At 47.0% G+C, this 16,251-nt stretch carries 11 protein-coding genes, 1 tRNA gene, 2 rRNA genes and 1 pseudogene; 10 read left to right on the top strand and 5 right to left on the bottom strand.

Annotated elements, in window-relative coordinates; genetic code table 11:
• Positions 1-203: 203 nt before the first annotated feature.
• The 3 genes from ITG12_RS11500 (at position 204) to ITG12_RS11510 (ending at position 3,476) form a co-directional block, all read left to right on the top strand.
• Positions 204-3,089, top strand: a 23S ribosomal RNA gene (locus tag ITG12_RS11500).
• Positions 3,090-3,179: 90 nt separating this feature from the next.
• Positions 3,180-3,295: ribosomal RNA gene (gene rrf, locus ITG12_RS11505) — 5S ribosomal RNA — on the top strand.
• A gap of 90 nt (positions 3,296-3,385) precedes the next feature.
• Positions 3,386-3,476, top strand: a tRNA-Ser gene (locus ITG12_RS11510).
• 717 nt (positions 3,477-4,193) lie between these two features.
• On the opposite strand, the gene ITG12_RS11515 is transcribed toward ITG12_RS11510, so the two are convergent.
• From ITG12_RS11515 to hemC, 4 genes are read right to left on the bottom strand one after another with little or no spacing between them, the layout of a single operon-like run.
• Entirely contained in the window at positions 4,194-5,375 is a 1,182-nt protein-coding gene (locus tag ITG12_RS11515; RefSeq protein ID WP_038881550.1) for a heme biosynthesis HemY N-terminal domain-containing protein, read from the bottom strand.
• Entirely contained in the window at positions 5,375-6,586 is a 1,212-nt protein-coding gene (locus ITG12_RS11520; protein ID WP_038872495.1) for a uroporphyrinogen-III C-methyltransferase, read from the bottom strand. The genes ITG12_RS11515 and ITG12_RS11520 overlap by 1 nt, the downstream gene beginning before the upstream one ends.
• A gap of 17 nt (positions 6,587-6,603) precedes the next feature.
• Complete coding sequence (locus ITG12_RS11525; RefSeq protein WP_038881548.1) at positions 6,604-7,332, bottom strand: uroporphyrinogen-III synthase; 729 nt, start codon at positions 7,330-7,332, stop codon at positions 6,604-6,606.
• Positions 7,333-7,334: 2 nt separating this feature from the next.
• The gene (gene hemC, locus ITG12_RS11530) at positions 7,335-8,273 is read right to left on the bottom strand and encodes a hydroxymethylbilane synthase (protein ID WP_038881546.1); all 939 of its coding nucleotides are present in this window, start codon (positions 8,271-8,273) and stop codon (positions 7,335-7,337) included.
• A 347-nt stretch (positions 8,274-8,620) separates the two neighbouring features.
• On the opposite strand from hemC, the gene ITG12_RS11535 reads away from it, so the two are divergent.
• A complete protein-coding gene (locus ITG12_RS11535) occupies positions 8,621-11,149 on the top strand; it encodes a class I adenylate cyclase (RefSeq protein WP_038881543.1) in 2,529 nt (842 codons plus the stop codon).
• A 75-nt stretch (positions 11,150-11,224) separates the two neighbouring features.
• On the opposite strand, the gene cyaY is transcribed toward ITG12_RS11535, so the two are convergent.
• Positions 11,225-11,539, bottom strand: a complete 315-nt coding sequence (cyaY, locus tag ITG12_RS11540; RefSeq protein WP_038872506.1) for an iron donor protein CyaY — start codon at positions 11,537-11,539, stop codon at positions 11,225-11,227.
• On the opposite strand from cyaY, the pseudogene ITG12_RS11545 reads away from it, so the two are divergent.
• The 6 genes and pseudogenes from ITG12_RS11545 to yigB all read left to right on the top strand — a co-directional run bounded on the left by ITG12_RS11545 (position 11,519) and on the right by yigB (position 16,247).
• Positions 11,519-11,730, top strand: a pseudogene (locus ITG12_RS11545) (lipoprotein). The gene cyaY and the pseudogene ITG12_RS11545 sit on opposite strands and share 21 nt — an antisense overlap.
• A 61-nt stretch (positions 11,731-11,791) precedes the next feature.
• Positions 11,792-13,045, top strand: coding sequence for a diaminopimelate decarboxylase (lysA, locus tag ITG12_RS11550; protein ID WP_038881541.1), 1,254 nt, complete (start codon positions 11,792-11,794; stop codon positions 13,043-13,045).
• A gap of 10 nt (positions 13,046-13,055) precedes the next feature.
• Complete coding sequence (gene dapF / locus ITG12_RS11555) at positions 13,056-13,886, top strand: diaminopimelate epimerase (RefSeq protein WP_038872510.1); 831 nt, start codon at positions 13,056-13,058, stop codon at positions 13,884-13,886.
• A complete protein-coding gene (locus tag ITG12_RS11560; protein WP_038881540.1) occupies positions 13,880-14,611 on the top strand; it encodes a DUF484 family protein in 732 nt (243 codons plus the stop codon). The genes dapF and ITG12_RS11560 overlap by 7 nt, the downstream gene beginning before the upstream one ends.
• Positions 14,577-15,518: a tyrosine recombinase XerC gene (xerC, locus tag ITG12_RS11565; protein ID WP_038881538.1), complete on the top strand. Its 942-nt coding sequence runs from the start codon at positions 14,577-14,579 to the stop codon at positions 15,516-15,518. Before ITG12_RS11560 ends, xerC begins: the two co-directional genes overlap by 35 nt.
• 12 nt (positions 15,519-15,530) lie before the next feature.
• On the top strand, positions 15,531-16,247 hold the full coding sequence (yigB, locus tag ITG12_RS11570; protein ID WP_038881536.1) for a 5-amino-6-(5-phospho-D-ribitylamino)uracil phosphatase YigB: 717 nt from the start codon (positions 15,531-15,533) through the stop codon (positions 16,245-16,247).
• The last annotated feature ends 4 nt before the right edge of the window (positions 16,248-16,251 follow it).

Raw genomic sequence — 16,251 nt, forward strand, 5'->3', positions numbered from 1 at the left:
GTCTTTATGACAAACACCAACTGTTTGTTTTCATTTTTTAAAATGAAAGTAAACGAACACATTCAAGTGTTCTTGGGAATATCACTTTTAAAGTGATTATTCGAAATTGAGTCCGGCAAAATCGAAATGTCTCTCGCTCATTCAAATAATGAGAGACAACTTTGGTGATTTGAACATCAACTCGAAACTCCTTCGGGTTGTATGGTTAAGTGACTAAGCGTACACGGTGGATGCCTTGGCAGTCAGAGGCGATGAAGGACGTATTAACTTGCGATAAGCCCAGATTAGGTAGTAAAAACCACTTGAGTCTGGGATTTCCGAATGGGGAAACCCACTAGCATAAGCTAGTATCGCTGCGTGAATACATAGCGCAGCGAGGCGAACCGGGGAACTGAAACATCTAAGTACCCCGAGGAAAGAAATCAACCGAGATTCCGAAAGTAGCGGCGAGCGAAATTGGACTAGCCCCTAAGCTTTATATGCGTTAGACGAACGGTCTGGAAAGTCCGGCAATAAAGGGTGATAGCCCCGTAGTTGACAACGCACATTCAGTGAAATCGAGTAGGGCGGGACACGTGATATCCTGTCTGAATATGGAGATGCATCCTCCAAGGCTAAATACTACTGACTGACCGATAGTGAACCAGTACCGTGAGGGAAAGGCGAAAAGAACCCCTGTGAGGGAGTGAAATAGAACCTGAAACCGTGTACGTACAAGCAGTAGGAGCACCTTCGTGGTGTGACTGCGTACCTTTGTATAATGGGTCAGCGACTTATATTCAGTGGCAAGGTTAACCATCTGGGGAGCCGTAGCGAAAGCGAGTGTTAACTGCGCGACTTAGTCGCTGGATATAGACCCGAAACCAGGTGATCTAGCCATGGGCAGGTTGAAGATTGAGTAACATCAATTGGAGGATAGAACCGACTAATGTTGAAAAATTAGCGGATGACTTGTGGCTAGGGGTGAAAGGCCAATCAAACCTGGAGATAGCTGGTTCTCCCCGAAAGCTATTTAGGTAGCGCCTCGGACGAATACTACTGGGGGTAGAGCACTGTTAAGGCTAGGGGGTCATCCCGACTTACCAACCCTTTGCAAACTCCGAATACCAGTAAGTACTATCCGGGAGACACACGGCGGGTGCTAACGTCCGTCGTGGAGAGGGAAACAACCCAGACCGCCAGCTAAGATTCCAAATTATTACTAAGTGGGAAACGATGTGGGAAGGCTCAGACAGCCAGGATGTTGGCTTAGAAGCAGCCATCATTTAAAGAAAGCGTAATAGCTCACTGGTCGAGTCGGCCTGCGCGGAAGATGTAACGGGGCTAAGTAATAAACCGAAGCTGCGGCAATGAAGTTTTACTTCATTGGGTAGGGGAGCGTTCTGTAAGCCGTTGAAGGTGTGTTGTAAAGCATGCTGGAGGTATCAGAAGTGCGAATGCTGACATGAGTAACGATAAAGGGGTGAAAAACCTCCTCGCCGGAAGACCAAGGGTTCCTGTCCAACGTTAATCGGGGCAGGGTAAGTCGACCCCTAAGGCGAGGCCGAAAGGCGTAGTCGATGGGAAACGGGTTAATATTCCCGTACTTCTTACAATTGCGATGGGGGGACGGAGAAGGCTAGGTGAGTACTGGCGACGGTTGTCCAGGTTCAAGTGCGTAGGCTGAAGAGTTAGGTAAATCCGGCTCTTCTTAAGGCTGAGACACGACGTCGAGCTACTACGGTAGTGAAGTCATTGATGCCATGCTTCCAGGAAAAGCCTCTAAGCTTCAGATTGTAAGGAATCGTACCCCAAACCGACACAGGTGGTCGGGTAGAGAATACCAAGGCGCTTGAGAGAACTCGGGTGAAGGAACTAGGCAAAATGGTACCGTAACTTCGGGAGAAGGTACGCTCTTGATGGTGAAGTCCCTTGCGGATGGAGCTGACGAGAGTCGCAGATACCAGGTGGCTGCAACTGTTTATTAAAAACACAGCACTGTGCAAAATCGTAAGATGACGTATACGGTGTGACGCCTGCCCGGTGCCGGAAGGTTAATTGATGGGGTTAGACTTCGGTCGAAGCTCTTGATCGAAGCCCCGGTAAACGGCGGCCGTAACTATAACGGTCCTAAGGTAGCGAAATTCCTTGTCGGGTAAGTTCCGACCTGCACGAATGGCGTAATGATGGCCACGCTGTCTCCACCCGAGACTCAGTGAAATTGAAATCGCTGTGAAGATGCAGTGTACCCGCGGCTAGACGGAAAGACCCCGTGAACCTTTACTACAGCTTGGCACTGAACATTGACCCTACATGTGTAGGATAGGTGGGAGGCTTTGAAGCGCAGTCGCTAGATTGCGTGGAGCCGTCCTTGAAATACCACCCTTGTAGTGTTGATGTTCTAACGTCGACCCCTTATCGGGGTTGCGGACAGTGCCTGGTGGGTAGTTTGACTGGGGCGGTCTCCTCCCAAAGAGTAACGGAGGAGCACGAAGGTGGGCTAATCACGGTTGGACATCGTGAGGTTAGTGCAATGGCATAAGCCCGCTTGACTGCGAGAATGACAATTCGAGCAGGTGCGAAAGCAGGTCATAGTGATCCGGTGGTTCTGTATGGAAGGGCCATCGCTCAACGGATAAAAGGTACTCCGGGGATAACAGGCTGATACCGCCCAAGAGTTCATATCGACGGCGGTGTTTGGCACCTCGATGTCGGCTCATCACATCCTGGGGCTGAAGTCGGTCCCAAGGGTATGGCTGTTCGCCATTTAAAGTGGTACGCGAGCTGGGTTTAGAACGTCGTGAGACAGTTCGGTCCCTATCTGCCGTGGGCGTTGGAAGATTGAAGGGGGCTGCTCCTAGTACGAGAGGACCGGAGTGGACGAACCTCTGGTGTTCGGGTTGTGTCGCCAGACGCATTGCCCGGTAGCTAAGTTCGGAATCGATAACCGCTGAAAGCATCTAAGCGGGAAGCGAGCCCTGAGATGAGTCTTCCCTGATACTTTAAGTATCCTAAAGGGTTGTTCGAGACTAGAACGTTGATAGGCAGGGTGTGTAAGCGTTGTGAGGCGTTGAGCTAACCTGTACTAATTGCCCGTGAGGCTTAACCATACAACACCCAAGGGGTTTTGATGGACTCAATGCAAGAACGATTGAATGTGTAGTAGAACTTAAAATCAGTTTTCCGAATTAAAGAATTTGCTTGGCGACCATAGCGATTTGGATCACCTGACTTCCATTCCGAACTCAGAAGTGAAACGAATTAGCGCCGATGGTAGTGTGGGGTTTCCCCATGTGAGAGTAGGACATCGCCAGGCTTGCTTACTGTTTTTAGATTTTAAAAAATCTAAAGGCAAAACTGAGATTTAGCATTATTTAAGTAAGACTAAGTTTTAGTAACAATTTGTGGAGAGATGGCTGAGTGGTTGAAAGCACCGGTCTTGAAAACCGGCGTACGTTAATAGCGTACCTAGGGTTCAAATCCCTATCTCTCCGCCACTATTGAAAAGCCTCGCTAGAAATAGCGAGGCTTTTTTCATTTCTGATGCTTGGAAATAACTTAAAGTATTTGAATTAACCTCTTAGCCAAACATTAGCACCGATAACAACGATAACAGTTAATTACTCTTTTATTATTCAATTCCGAATAAACCTTTCTAGAACATCTAACCACTCTCTGAATATCTATAGAAGTTTGTTAAGCCTGCTTGTCGTACCCCTATTGATACAGGGCTTTTGTTAACAGAAGTGCGTTTCTATTCGCTACTGTCTTCAATGTGAGTCAGCGCTTTTAAACGGTCTCTGACTTACTGCTGATTAATATGACTATTTGCTTTAGCTTTTACAATAAACGTTATTTAAGCGTTGTATGGAGCTTTCCTCCATCGAGCTGAGTACATAACGTCAGATAGCTCATGTACTCGTATATTCTCTATATCTACCCAATATAGTTATGTTCTGCGAGTGTCGAACTGTCTTCCTAGATATTGAGGTTCAACAAATCTGCTTTGCAGAAAATGATTGAAGTAGCTTCACTTGGTTATCAATGAGATAAGGAAGTCTCGTGGGTATGAGTGACAAAAGCCATCGGTGATGGAGTCTCGTTGCTTTTAGGTGGTAGAGGAACGTTCACGTTGAAACTATGAAGGGTTTTGATAAATTGCAGGTAATAAAAAAGCCGACAGTAAACTGTCGGCTTTCTACTTTCTGAGCCGCTTAGTTGTTTTGAACTAGCGTTAGAGCTTTACGAGAGACTTCGTGAGCCGCTTTAGTTAGGTTTTGCTTCTCTAGTGTGTCTGCTAGGTAAGCATAGTCAGAAACGTCTGAGCGAAGCTTTAGCGCAACTTCGAAATGTTCTTGTGCTTCTTGCCATTTCTCTTGGCGGAAGAAGAAGTGTGCCAATGCACTTTGTGCTGCTGCATTTTCTGGTTCACGTTTCAAGACACCTTCAAGGAAAACAATCACTGGGTGGCTATCTGGTAGGTTTAGCTCTGGCAGTAATTGGTATAGTTCAGGTGTTGGGCTCTTCTTCAGTGCTTCTTTGATCACAGTGAAGGCTTCGGCATCTGCTTTGCGTGAGATGAGCTCGTGAGCAAAACAACCGATCAGGTGAGCGTCTTGTTTTACCTTACGTGGCAGACTGTTCCAGTGTGAGATAAGACCTTCGCTACCTTGTTGCTGAGCCACTTCGTGTAGCAAACCACATTGAGCTTTCTGAATTAGCCCTGCTTGCTCTTCTTCTGTGATCAGTTTGGCTTTACTTAGTTGAGGCATTAGATCGATCAGTGGTTGCCATAGCTTAAGCTGCATGTAAGTAGTCTTTTGCAGGTTAAGAACAATCGAGTTATTCGCGTACTGGCCTTTTAGTGCTTGTAACGTATCGAATGCAGACTCGAACTCGTTATCACGAATGAACTGTTTCGCGCGAGTCAACTCTACTGCTAAGTGCGCATTCTCTTGTTGGCTTGCTAGCTCTAGGTACTGGTCACGCTTTGTTTTGTCACCTTGACCCTGCGCAGCTTCTGACGCTACTAGGTAGCAAAGCAACGGCATGTCGTGATGGTTTGCCCAGCGTGTCACTTTCTTCTCGGCACCTTTCCAGTCCCCTTCAAGTAGCTTGATGATGCCCTCGTTGGTGTAACGACGAGAACGACGCATTTTACGGACGCTAAAGTAGTTCCAAGTGCTTGAGCTTGCGTAAACCAGTTTCTTGACGACATATTCCAATAGGAACAATGCAGCCAGTGCGGCAATCACAAAAATCACTAGGGTAGTGACACTCATCTCAATGGTTTTATTGGCAATTGAGATCAGGACATAGCCTTGTTGGCCTGAGAATTGAGTGCCAACGAATAGACCGGCACCAAGAACAACAAATAGGAAAATAAGACGAACCATTACTTATCCTCCGTACCTGTCATTGTGGTTACTTCACGACGTAAGCGCTCGCGAATGACATCTGATAGCTGGTTTTGACTTTCTAGTTTCGCTGGGTATTCAACTTCGATGTCTTGTTTACTCAACTGGCTCAATGATTTGTTGAACTCTTTAACTGAATTATCATCTTGGTTGAAGAATGCCATTGCCCATTTGTCCGCGGTTTCCAAAGAGGTGGTGTATATTTCCCCTTGTTCTTGGTAAACCGATTTAATCGCTGTTTCGATCTTGGCTTTGATGTTCTCTTTCAAGTAGAAGTGTTGTTGTGGTGAGAGCAACGGAATCACATTGCCATCACGTGTACGGAAGGTAATGAAGTTCTCTGAGAAGTCTTTTAGTGAGGTCATCAGGTTATCTTGCCAGTTTGCAATATCTTCTGATACTTGTTGCTTCTCAACCGCTGCAGCTTCAGGTAGTAATGCATTTGCGAGAGGCAGTTTGTCTACTTGCTGTTGTAGTGCCGTTAAACGCAATACTAGGCCATCACGGTCAACTAGTGGCACAACACGTAGTTTAGTGATGTCGTTTGCCATTGCTTTACGCAAACCTACAAGGCTGGGATCGTTTAGCGCTGCGATACGCTGGTCTGCGCTTTCCATCAATTGAGTAGCACTTTCTACATCATGCTCTAAAAACAGCTTACGACCAGCCAGTTTTACTAGATAGTCGGCTTCTGCTAACAGCCAATCGTTTGGGCGACGGCCTTTCACGTCGGCCACTGCCAATTGTAGGCTTTCAATACTTTTTCGTTGCTGACCAAGAACCACTTCAGCTTTGTGCGTTGCTGTCGTCGCTTTTTCAATAGTTTCTTCTTTTACTTGGTTTAGCTCTTGTTTCATTGCTGATTGAGCCTGCTCTAGTTGGCTCTGAAGCTGAGCGATCTGAGTTTGGTATTCTGATTGCTGTTCGAGCATTTTGTATGTCAAACCACCACCAAAAATAAGTGATAAGACGATAGCCACAGTACCCAGCTTCACGCCGCGTTTGCCTTGCTTCTCTTCAAATTCAACTTTGTTTGGTTCTGCTGGTTTGGTTGGTTCAGCAGGCTTTGAGTCTACCTTTTTAGGCTCAGATTCTTGTTGCGGTGTGTCTTTTTCAGCTAGCGGTGCCGATGCAGTTTGTTCGGAAAGGTTTTTATCGTTATTTTTTTGGTCGTTATTTTTACTTGTCATGCCTATATCCTGTGTAGCTAGGGCTGGAGAGCAGCCAGTAATTCTTGGTTGGATGCACTTCCTGTACATCTGACCTGAGAGAAGCCCCTTTGAATTGCGATGTCAGCGATGCGCTGACTGGGGATATACAACTCTTGTTGATTAAGCCAAACCAATTGTTCTGACGTCAATTGGTTGCACAAATAATCCAGTTGTTCACCACTGGTGACGATTATCTGGTCGATTTGTTGGGTTTTCCATAATGAGACACAGCTTACTGGATCGAATGGGATTAATTCTCTCTTATAAGTCTCACTATAGTTAACTTTTGCTCCGCGTCTCACCAATGCATCTTTAATCAGTTCCCTTCCTCCGTTGCCACGAAGGATTAGAACTATTTGTTTTTCTACATTGTTTAGTTCGGGAAGCTGCAACAAGTGCTCACTATCACTGACTTGTGGATAGTGTACTTTCTGTTGAGTGCATTTGCTCAAATAGTGTGCTGTTTTTTGACCAACGGCAAGGTATATAGCCTGCTTGGGCCATGATTTAGCGTTGTTCTCTAAGATTTTCTCTGCGCATCGCACCGCATGTTGGCTGACTGCAATAATAATTTGCGCATTTTCGATGTATTTGGAGAGGTGCGTATCGCTGAGATCGGCAACGATGTCGATCAATGGATGATGGATTGCAGTAATGCCGTGCCTTTCGAGCAGAGAGCAAAGCGCGATGCCTTGCTCTCCCGGCCGAGTGACCAACACTGCCATGATTATTCGTGGTCTGCGTACAGCTTGGTTAGTATGTCGCGTGCACCGCCTTCAAGTAGCTCGTTAGCCAATTGAACGCCTAGTGCTTCGGCATCGTTGCGGTGACCACGAATTTCACCACGTACAATTAAGCTACCATCAGGCTCGCCAACCAGTGCGCGTAGCCAAATGTTGTCACCGTCAAGCAGTGAGTAACTGCCGATTGGCACCTGACAACCGCCTTCAAGGGTCAGGTTCATCGCACGCTCACAACGTACGCGATCTGCCGTATCTTGGTGGTTTAGTGGCTCAAGTAGTTTAAGTAGACGTTCGTCATCCACACGACACTCAATACCTACAGCACCTTGGCCTACCGCCGGCAGCGATTGCTCTGGCTCGATAAAGCTACGAATGCGCTCTTCTAGCTCAAGGCGCTTCAGACCTGCTGCGGCAAGAATGATGGCGTCGTATTCCCCTGCATCTAGCTTACCTAGGCGAGTGCCTACGTTGCCACGTAATTCTTTGATAACTAGGTCTGGGCGGTATTCTTTTAGCTGACACTGACGACGCAGGCTACAAGTACCTACAACTGCGCCTTGTGGCAGTTCATCAATGTTATTGTAAGTGTTAGAAACGAATGCATCACGTGGGTCTTCACGTTCACAAATCGTCACCAAACCAAGACCTTCAGGGAAGTCTACTGGTACATCTTTCATTGAGTGCACCGCAAGGTCCGCACGACCTTCAAGCATCGCCACTTCTAACTCTTTAACGAACAAGCCTTTACCACCAACTTTTGCTAGCGGCGTATCCAAAATGATGTCGCCTTTGGTCACCATAGTGACGAGTTCTACCTCAAGACATGGATGAGCGGCTTGAAGTGCGTCTTTTACAAAGTGTGCTTGCCATAGAGCAAGAGGGCTTTTTCGAGTTGCAATGCGAATTGGCGTGGATTGTGTCATGGTCTTCTCAATGCTGTTTAAGTTTTGCTTAATCGTAACACTCAACGCGTGAAAATCTTAATGTTAGTTAGGCTTCTCTTGGTGTCATGAATGGAATTACATTGCATTATGGAAATAGTGTGACTGGATTCTCATTTAGACTAAGGACTATTATTAGTTAGAGGCGAATACGAGCGACACTACTGCGCTATCAATTTTGCGACTAGTGTGGGGTTTTGAAACCGCAACTATTTGCGGGTGGAAATCTTTACCAACTCTGATGAAAGTGTTAAATTGATCACGTTTTTAGACCTTTTTGGTTTAAAACATCAGCAGATTTTCGTGATTGTTCAACCAAGGAACTTCCCTTGCAGGCTTACACCCAAAAACTTATTCAGCGACTAGATAACCTGAACCAGCAACGGATCGACCGTGCGCTGGCGCTTATGGATTCGCAAAGCCAGCAAGTCTTCCACTTGATTCCTGCCTTGTTGAACTACAACCATCCTGTTATTCCTGGCTACTACGATGCTGACGTACCTTATGGTGTGTTTGGTCTAGAGCTGAACGAACTCCAACAACGATTCCTTGATGATACTCAACTGACGATTGGGCAAGCGCTTAAGACAGCAGAGCTACCTGCGATCTTAGGTTTGTACACTATGGGCAGTACCTCTTCTATTGGTCAAAGTACTTCAAGTGATTTGGATATTTGGGTGTGTATCTCACCGGAGATGGATAACGACCAACGCGAGCTGCTGACCAATAAATGCTTGCTGATCACCGACTGGGCTCAAAGCCAAGGTGTGGAAGCGAACTTCTTCTTAATGGATGAAGAGCGTTTTCGTAGCAACCATTCTGAAGAGATGACTGGCGATAACTGTGGTTCTTCTCAGCATTTATTATTGCTGGATGAATTCTACCGTTCTGCAGTACGTCTGGCTGGACAGCGTTTGTTGTGGCAAATCGTGCCTCCAGAAATGGAAGAGTGTTACGACGAGTACGTTGCACAGCTTTGTAAAGATGGCTATATCAATTGTGATGAGTGGATCAACTTTGGTCAGCTTAACCGCATTCCTGCTGAAGAGTACTTTGGCTCGAACTTGTGGCAGCTGTATAAGAGTATCGATTCTCCTTACAAATCCGTGTTGAAAGCGATCTTGCTTGAAGCTTACTCGTGGGAATACCCGCACACACAGCTTCTTAGCATCGACACTAAACGTCGCTTCTTTGCCCATGAGCCTGACTTGTACGGCATGGATGCATATTACTTGATGCTAGAGAAAGTAACGCGTTACCTAGAGCGAATCCAAGACGACACACGTTTGGATTTAGTTCGCCGCTGTTTCTACCTTAAAACCCATGAAAAGCTGTCTCGTGAACCTGATGTAGGTTCTGTAGCGTGGCGCCGTGAAGCCTTAAGCGACATGATTGCGAAATGGCATTGGGATGAATCGGTACTGGCAGAGCTCGATGATCGCCGTAACTGGAAAGTTGAACAAGTGAAAGTAGTGCACCATTCGCTACTGGATGCTTTGATGCAAAGCTACCGTAACTTGATTCAGTTTGCGCGTCGAAACGATATTACCTCTGCGATCAGCCCGCAAGATATCAGCATTCTTGCGCGTAAGCTGTACGCGGCATTTGAAGTCCTGCCGGGCAAAGTTACCTTACTTAACCCGCAGATCTCTCCAGATCTTCATGAGCCAGACTTGAGTTTCATCGAAGTAAAAGAAGGTGGAGTGAACAAGTCAGGTTGGTACTTATACAAGCAGCCTTTGATTGCACACCGTATTCTTGGTCAGCCTTGCCTTGAGCACCATGAGTATTTGAGTAAGTTGGTTTCTTGGGCGTTCTTCAACGGTTTGATTACCGAGTCAACGCGTTTGCACGCGGTGGTGCGTGAGGCGCAGTTAGACATCGATAAGTTCTACCAAATGGTGAGTGACCTACGTAACACCTTCTCGTTACGCAAGCGTCGCCCAACCATGCAAGCGTTGGGTAGTCCGTGTGAAATTAGTCAGATGGCGATGTTCATCAACTTTGAAAATGACCCAACGGCAGAGCTGTCTGGTCGCTCACTCAAAGTGGATGTGAAGAACACTGATATCTTCAGCTTTGGTCCTGAGCAAATTAATTTGGTCGGCAGTGTTGATTTAGTTTATCGCAACTCATGGCACGAAGTGCGTACACTGCACTTCAAAGGTGAAACCGCGATGTTGGATGCATTGAAGACCATTCTTGGCAAAATGCACCAAGACGCGATTCCGCCAGAATCGGTGGATGTATTCTGTTACGCGAAGAACATGCGTGGCGTGATGCGTAATATGGTTTACCAACTGTTAGCTGAGTGTATCGACTTACGTTTGAAGCCTGTTGAGCAAGAGAAACGCCGTCGCTTTAAAGCCATACGTCTTGCCAACCAAACTTATGGTTTGTTCTTTGAGCGTCGTGGCGTATCGGTTCAGAAGCTCGAGAACTCAGTTGATTTCTACCGCAGCATTTCAACCAACAAGCTGAAAGGTTCGCCGCTGTTGATGCTGGATCGTGAGCAAGAGTACCAGCTACCAGAAGTCGTAGATGGCTTTGCGAGTGAAGGTTTAGTGCAGTTCTTCTTTGAAGACACTGACGATGGTTTCAACATCTACGTATTAGATGAGTCAAACCAAGTTGAGGTTTACCACCAATTCAGTGGTTCGAAAGATGAAATGATTGCGTCAGTGAACAGCTTCTACACCTCGGTGAAAGATGACAGTCGTGTATCGTCAAAGTTCATTAACTTTAATTTGCCGCAGTACTACCAAATCATTCATCCGGAAGAAGGGAATACCTACATTATCCCTTACCGTAATGATGGCTGTACGCCAACTCGTCCAACTAAAGCGGTAAATGCGTAAAACGAATAATAAAAAAGAGCACCTCGGTGCTCTTTTTTCGTTTAGGTGACTGGTCGTCACAAATACTCATTTTGCTTATGGCCAATCAATGGTTTCGCCAGCGTGCTTTTCACACTCTTCTTTCACCATTTCAAACAGTTCCATGCCTGTTTTTGAGCAAGTCCATTTGTTCTCGAGTAGCTTGAAATGGAAGCCACCAGATTTCGACGCTAACCAAATCTCATGCATTGGCTCTTGGCGGTTAATGATGATTTGGCTGCGGTCTTCAAATTCTAATGTCATTACGTTGCCAGTGACTTCGTAATCAATGTCTGCGCCTGATTCATCGATGGATTCTTCGATGATTTGCATCTGTGCATCCACCAGTTGATGAAATTCAGTATCGTTCATCCGTCTATCCTATTGCTTTTCCTGAGTGTGGTGCGATTATAGGGGGCATTGGTTTAATAATCACGATATGCAAAATGAAAAAATTACTTACTGTGTTGTTTGTGATGGTTGCAGCGACACTGGCCGGTTGCGGCCAATCAGGCTCACTTTACATCCCAGATGACGCTCAACAAAACGAGCAGTCACAATAATCAGCCACACCTTAGGGTGAAAACAGGGTTTAGCAGTCGAATTAATTAAGGGAAGCGAATTTTGGATTACTTCAACTATCAGGATGATGGCCAGCTTTGGGCCGAAGACGTCTCACTCCACGATCTTGCCGAGCAGCATGGCACTCCTCTTTATGTTTACTCACGTGCAACGCTAGAGCGTCACTGGAATGCGTTTGATAGCGCTGTGGGTCAGCATCCTCATCTTGTTTGTTATGCAGTAAAAGCAAACTCCAACCTTGGCGTATTGAATGCACTGGCTCGTTTAGGCTCAGGCTTTGATATTGTATCGGGTGGTGAGCTTGAGCGTGTTATCGCGGCTGGCGGTGATGCGAAGAAGGTTGTGTTCTCAGGCGTTGGTAAAACGCCGGCAGAAATGAAACGCGCACTGGAGTTGGGTATTAAATGCTTCAACGTGGAATCAGAACCTGAGCTAGAGCGCTTGAATAAAGTCGCGGGCGAGCTAGGTGTGGTTGCACCGATTTCTCTACGAATTAACCCTGACGTAGATGCAAAAACGCACCCTTATATTTCGACTGGTCTGCGTGACAACAAGTTTGGCATCGCTTTTGACCGTGCTCCGGCAGTATATAAATTTGCTCAGAGCTTACCAAATCTCAATGTGCAAGGTATCGACTGCCACATTGGTTCTCAGCTGACTGAGATTGAACCTTTCATTGATGCAACAGATCGTTTATTAGCGTTGATTGATGATCTGAAAGCACAAGGCATCAACATCCGTCATCTGGACGTTGGTGGTGGTCTAGGCGTGGTATATCGTGATGAATTGCCACCACAGCCTTCGGATTACGCGAAAGCGTTGCTAAGCCGATTAGAGAACCACCAAGAGCTAGAGCTGATCTTCGAACCAGGTCGTGCGATTGCAGCGAATGCGGGTATTTTGTTAACGCGCGTGGAATTCCTAAAACACACTGAGCATAAAAACTTTGCCATTATTGATGCGGCAATGAACGACTTGATGCGTCCAGCACTTTACCAAGCATGGCAAGATATCGTGCCAGTCTCACCACGAGCAGGTGAAGCACAAACTTACGATTTGGTGGGGCCTATCTGTGAAACTGGCGATTTCTTGGGCAAAGATCGAGCGCTAGTACTGCAAGAAGGTGATCTACTCGCGGTTCGCTCTGCAGGCGCCTATGGCTTTGTGATGTCTTCGAACTACAATACGCGTACCCGAGCGGCGGAAGTAATGGTGGATGGTAACCAAAGCCATCTTGTTCGCCAGCGTGAGGAGCTGACCAGTTTGTGGCAGCTGGAACAGATTCTACCGGAGTAACACACAACAAATGCATTTCCACTTTTCCAAAATGCACGGTTTGGGCAACGACTTTATGGTCGTCGACTGCATTACCCAAAACGTGTTTTTCTCCCAAGACTTGATCCGTCGTTTGGCGGATCGTCACACGGGCGTTGGCTTTGACCAACTGCTCGTGGTTGAAGCGCCGTATGATCCAGAAACCGACTTCCACTACCGCATTTTTAATGCCGATGGTAGTGAAGTTGAGCAGTGTGGTAATGGCGCTCGTTGTTTTGCGCGTTTTGTGCGTTTGAAAGGACTGACCAATCGATACAGCATTAGTGTTAGTACCAAGAAAGGTAAGATGATTCTTGATGTTGAAGACGATGGTGATGTAACGGTAAATATGGGCGTGCCTGAATTTGAACCAAGCAAGATCCCTTTCAAAGCGAAGCAAAAAGAGAAAACCTACATCATGCGAGCAGGTGAAAAAACCTTGTTCTGCGGTGCCGTAAGCATGGGTAATCCTCATGTTGTGACGGTGGTTGATGATGTTGATACGGCTGAGGTGGAAGCGCTTGGTCCATTGCTTGAGTCACATGAACGCTTCCCTGAGCGTGTGAATGCAGGCTTTATGCAGGTAGTGGATCGCAACAACATCCGTTTGCGTGTGTATGAACGTGGTGCGGGTGAAACCCAAGCTTGTGGTAGCGGGGCTTGTGGTGCCGTTGCGGTTGGCATTTTGCAAGGTCTTCTGGACGAGAACGTGAAAGTTTCCCTTCCGGGCGGTGACCTACGCATCTCTTGGCAAGGCCCAGGCAAACCATTATTTATGACCGGTCCTGCAACGCACGTATTTGATGGTCAATTGTCGTGCTAGTTGAAGAGCAAGAGAGTCAAGTCTCAGAAGTTGAAGCGGATGCTCTGACGGCGGAAGTCGTTGCGCAGTACTTAAAAGACCATCCAGATTTCTTTGTTCAGCGTCCTGAACTGATCGACCGTTTATCGATGCCGCATGTTGATTTGGGCACAGTTTCTTTGGTTCATATTCAAATGAACCGTCAGCGTCAGCGTATTGAAGAACTGGAAGAAGAGATCACGACACTGATGTCGTTGGCGGCAAATAACGATCGCACCTTCTACGAATTCATGGATTTGCAAGGGCAAATCCTCAAGTGCGGTGACTTCAAGCAGGTCATCAACGCCATTGAACTCAAAGCCAAAGATCTTGGTTTGAAGGCGTATGTGTGCCTATTGAGCCAGTGTGATGCTGCGACTCAATTGAGTAAGGAAAGCTACCAACGTTTTGCTACCAATCACTTAAACGGAAAAGACGCTTACTTAGGCCGTTTACGTAAAGTGGATCGCGAGGCGTTGTTTGGGAATATGGATGTTCCAGAAATGGGTTCCTATGTGGTGTTGCCACTCGTGAAAAAGCAGACGCTTGGCGTACTGGCATTTTCTAGCGAGGATGGCGGTCACTTCCAACCAGATATGGACACCTTGTTTTTGCGTCACCTATCCTTAGTAGTGGCACATCTCGCTCAAACATTGGTATGGCAAAGTCACCATGACGACAACTCCCAACACTCCTCTGCCAAATAGTCTTCAAAAGCCTCTTGAACGCTTCTACGAATTCTTGCGAAGCGAAAAGGGGCTTAGCCTGCACACCCAACGCAACTACAAACAACAATTGGAAACCATGGCTCACCACTTGGCTGAGATGGGGTTGAAAGATTGGTCGCAAGTCGATGCGGGTTGGGTGCGTCAATTGGCAGGTAAAGGCATGCGTGAAGGTATGAAAGCCAGCAGCTTAGCGACGCGCTTATCTTCTCTACGCAGCTTTTTCGATTTCCTGATCCTGCGTGGAGAAATGTCAGCGAACCCAGCCAAAGGGGTTTCGGCGCCACGTAAGAAACGTCCACTACCAAAGAACCTCGATGTAGATGAAGTAAACCAATTGCTTGAAGTTAACGAGGACGATCCGTTAGCGGTGCGCGATCGCGCCATGATGGAGCTAATGTACGGCGCTGGTCTGCGTTTGGCCGAGTTGGTCAGCATTGATGTTCGTCATGTTCAATTGCGCAGTGGAGAGTTGCGTGTGATTGGTAAAGGCGACAAAGAACGTAAAGTCCCGTTCTCTGGTATGGCAACAGAATGGGTCGGTAAGTGGTTGCGTGTGCGTGGTGATTTAGCTGCGCCGGGTGAGCCAGCGTTGTTTGTGTCTAAGCTGGGTACGCGAATCTCACATCGCAGCGTGCAAAAGCGCATGGCGGAGTGGGGGCAGAAGCAATCTGTCGCGAGCCACATCAGCCCGCACAAGCTGCGTCACTCGTTTGCGACCCACATGTTGGAATCGAGCAATAACTTACGTGCGGTGCAAGAGTTATTGGGGCACGAAAACATCTCCACCACCCAAATCTATACCCACTTGGATTTCCAACATTTAGCGCAAGCTTATGATCAGGCGCATCCAAGAGCGCGTAAGAGAAACGACGACAAGTCGGATTAATCAAGGAATCCCATGAAATTCTACCGCCGTATTGCGCCTGTAAAGGCGATGACGTTTGACCTTGATGACACTCTCTATGACAACTACCCAGTGATAGTTCGTATGGAGCGTGAGTTATTATCTTGGCTTCAACACTATCATCCGGCGGTCGCTCATATGGATAAAGCCGATTGGTTTGCACTCAAGCAACGTGTCGTGCAGCTACAACCTGAGCTGAAGAGTGACGTCACTTTGTGGCGTTTAATGCAGCTCAAGCAAGCCTTCTCCCAAGTGGGTTACGATAACGAAGCGTCCCATGCCGCAGCGCAAGCCGCAGTAGAGGTTGCTTTAGATTGGCGCAACCGTTTTGAAGTACCACAGCAAAGCCTCGATGTACTTGCTGAACTTGGGCAAGAAATCCCGCTGGTAGCAATCACCAACGGCAATGTGGATTTAGATCGAATTGGTCTAACGCCTTATTTCCAACAAGTACTGAAAGCAGGGCCGGATGGTCGTGCGAAGCCGGCGCCGGATATGTTCAGTAAAACACAGCGGTTTCTGGATTTGCCAAGTGAACATATTCTTCATGTCGGTGACCACTTAGTAACAGATGTTCAAGGCGCGAAACTCGCGGGTTTTGCCGCATGCTGGTTTAATGATATGAATAAAAATGTCATTACTCAGGCAAAAACGCGAACGTTACCTGACATTGAAATCAATAACTTGCAGTCGTTACTCGCGCTTTTGTAATCGC

It is taken from the genome of Vibrio sp. ED002, from assembly GCF_023277445.1.
GTDB lineage: Bacteria > Pseudomonadota > Gammaproteobacteria > Enterobacterales > Vibrionaceae > Vibrio > Vibrio jasicida.

Bases quoted from the DNA above. Each gene is read 5' to 3' on its own strand.
- hemC (WP_038881546.1), bottom strand. From the start codon at position 8,273: ATGACACAATCCACGCCAATTCGCATTGCAACTCGAAAAAGCCCTCTT.
- ITG12_RS11520 (WP_038872495.1), bottom strand. From the start codon at position 6,586: ATGACAAGTAAAAATAACGACCAAAAAAATAACGATAAAAACCTTTCC.
- ITG12_RS11515 (WP_038881550.1), bottom strand. From the start codon at position 5,375: ATGGTTCGTCTTATTTTCCTATTTGTTGTTCTTGGTGCCGGTCTATTC.
- cyaY (WP_038872506.1), bottom strand. From the start codon at position 11,539: ATGAACGATACTGAATTTCATCAACTGGTGGATGCACAGATGCAAATC.
- xerC (WP_038881538.1), top strand. From the start codon at position 14,577: ATGACGACAACTCCCAACACTCCTCTGCCAAATAGTCTTCAAAAGCCT.
- ITG12_RS11525 (WP_038881548.1), bottom strand. From the start codon at position 7,332: ATGGCAGTGTTGGTCACTCGGCCGGGAGAGCAAGGCATCGCGCTTTGC.
- yigB (WP_038881536.1), top strand. From the start codon at position 15,531: ATGAAATTCTACCGCCGTATTGCGCCTGTAAAGGCGATGACGTTTGAC.
- dapF (WP_038872510.1), top strand. From the start codon at position 13,056: ATGCATTTCCACTTTTCCAAAATGCACGGTTTGGGCAACGACTTTATG.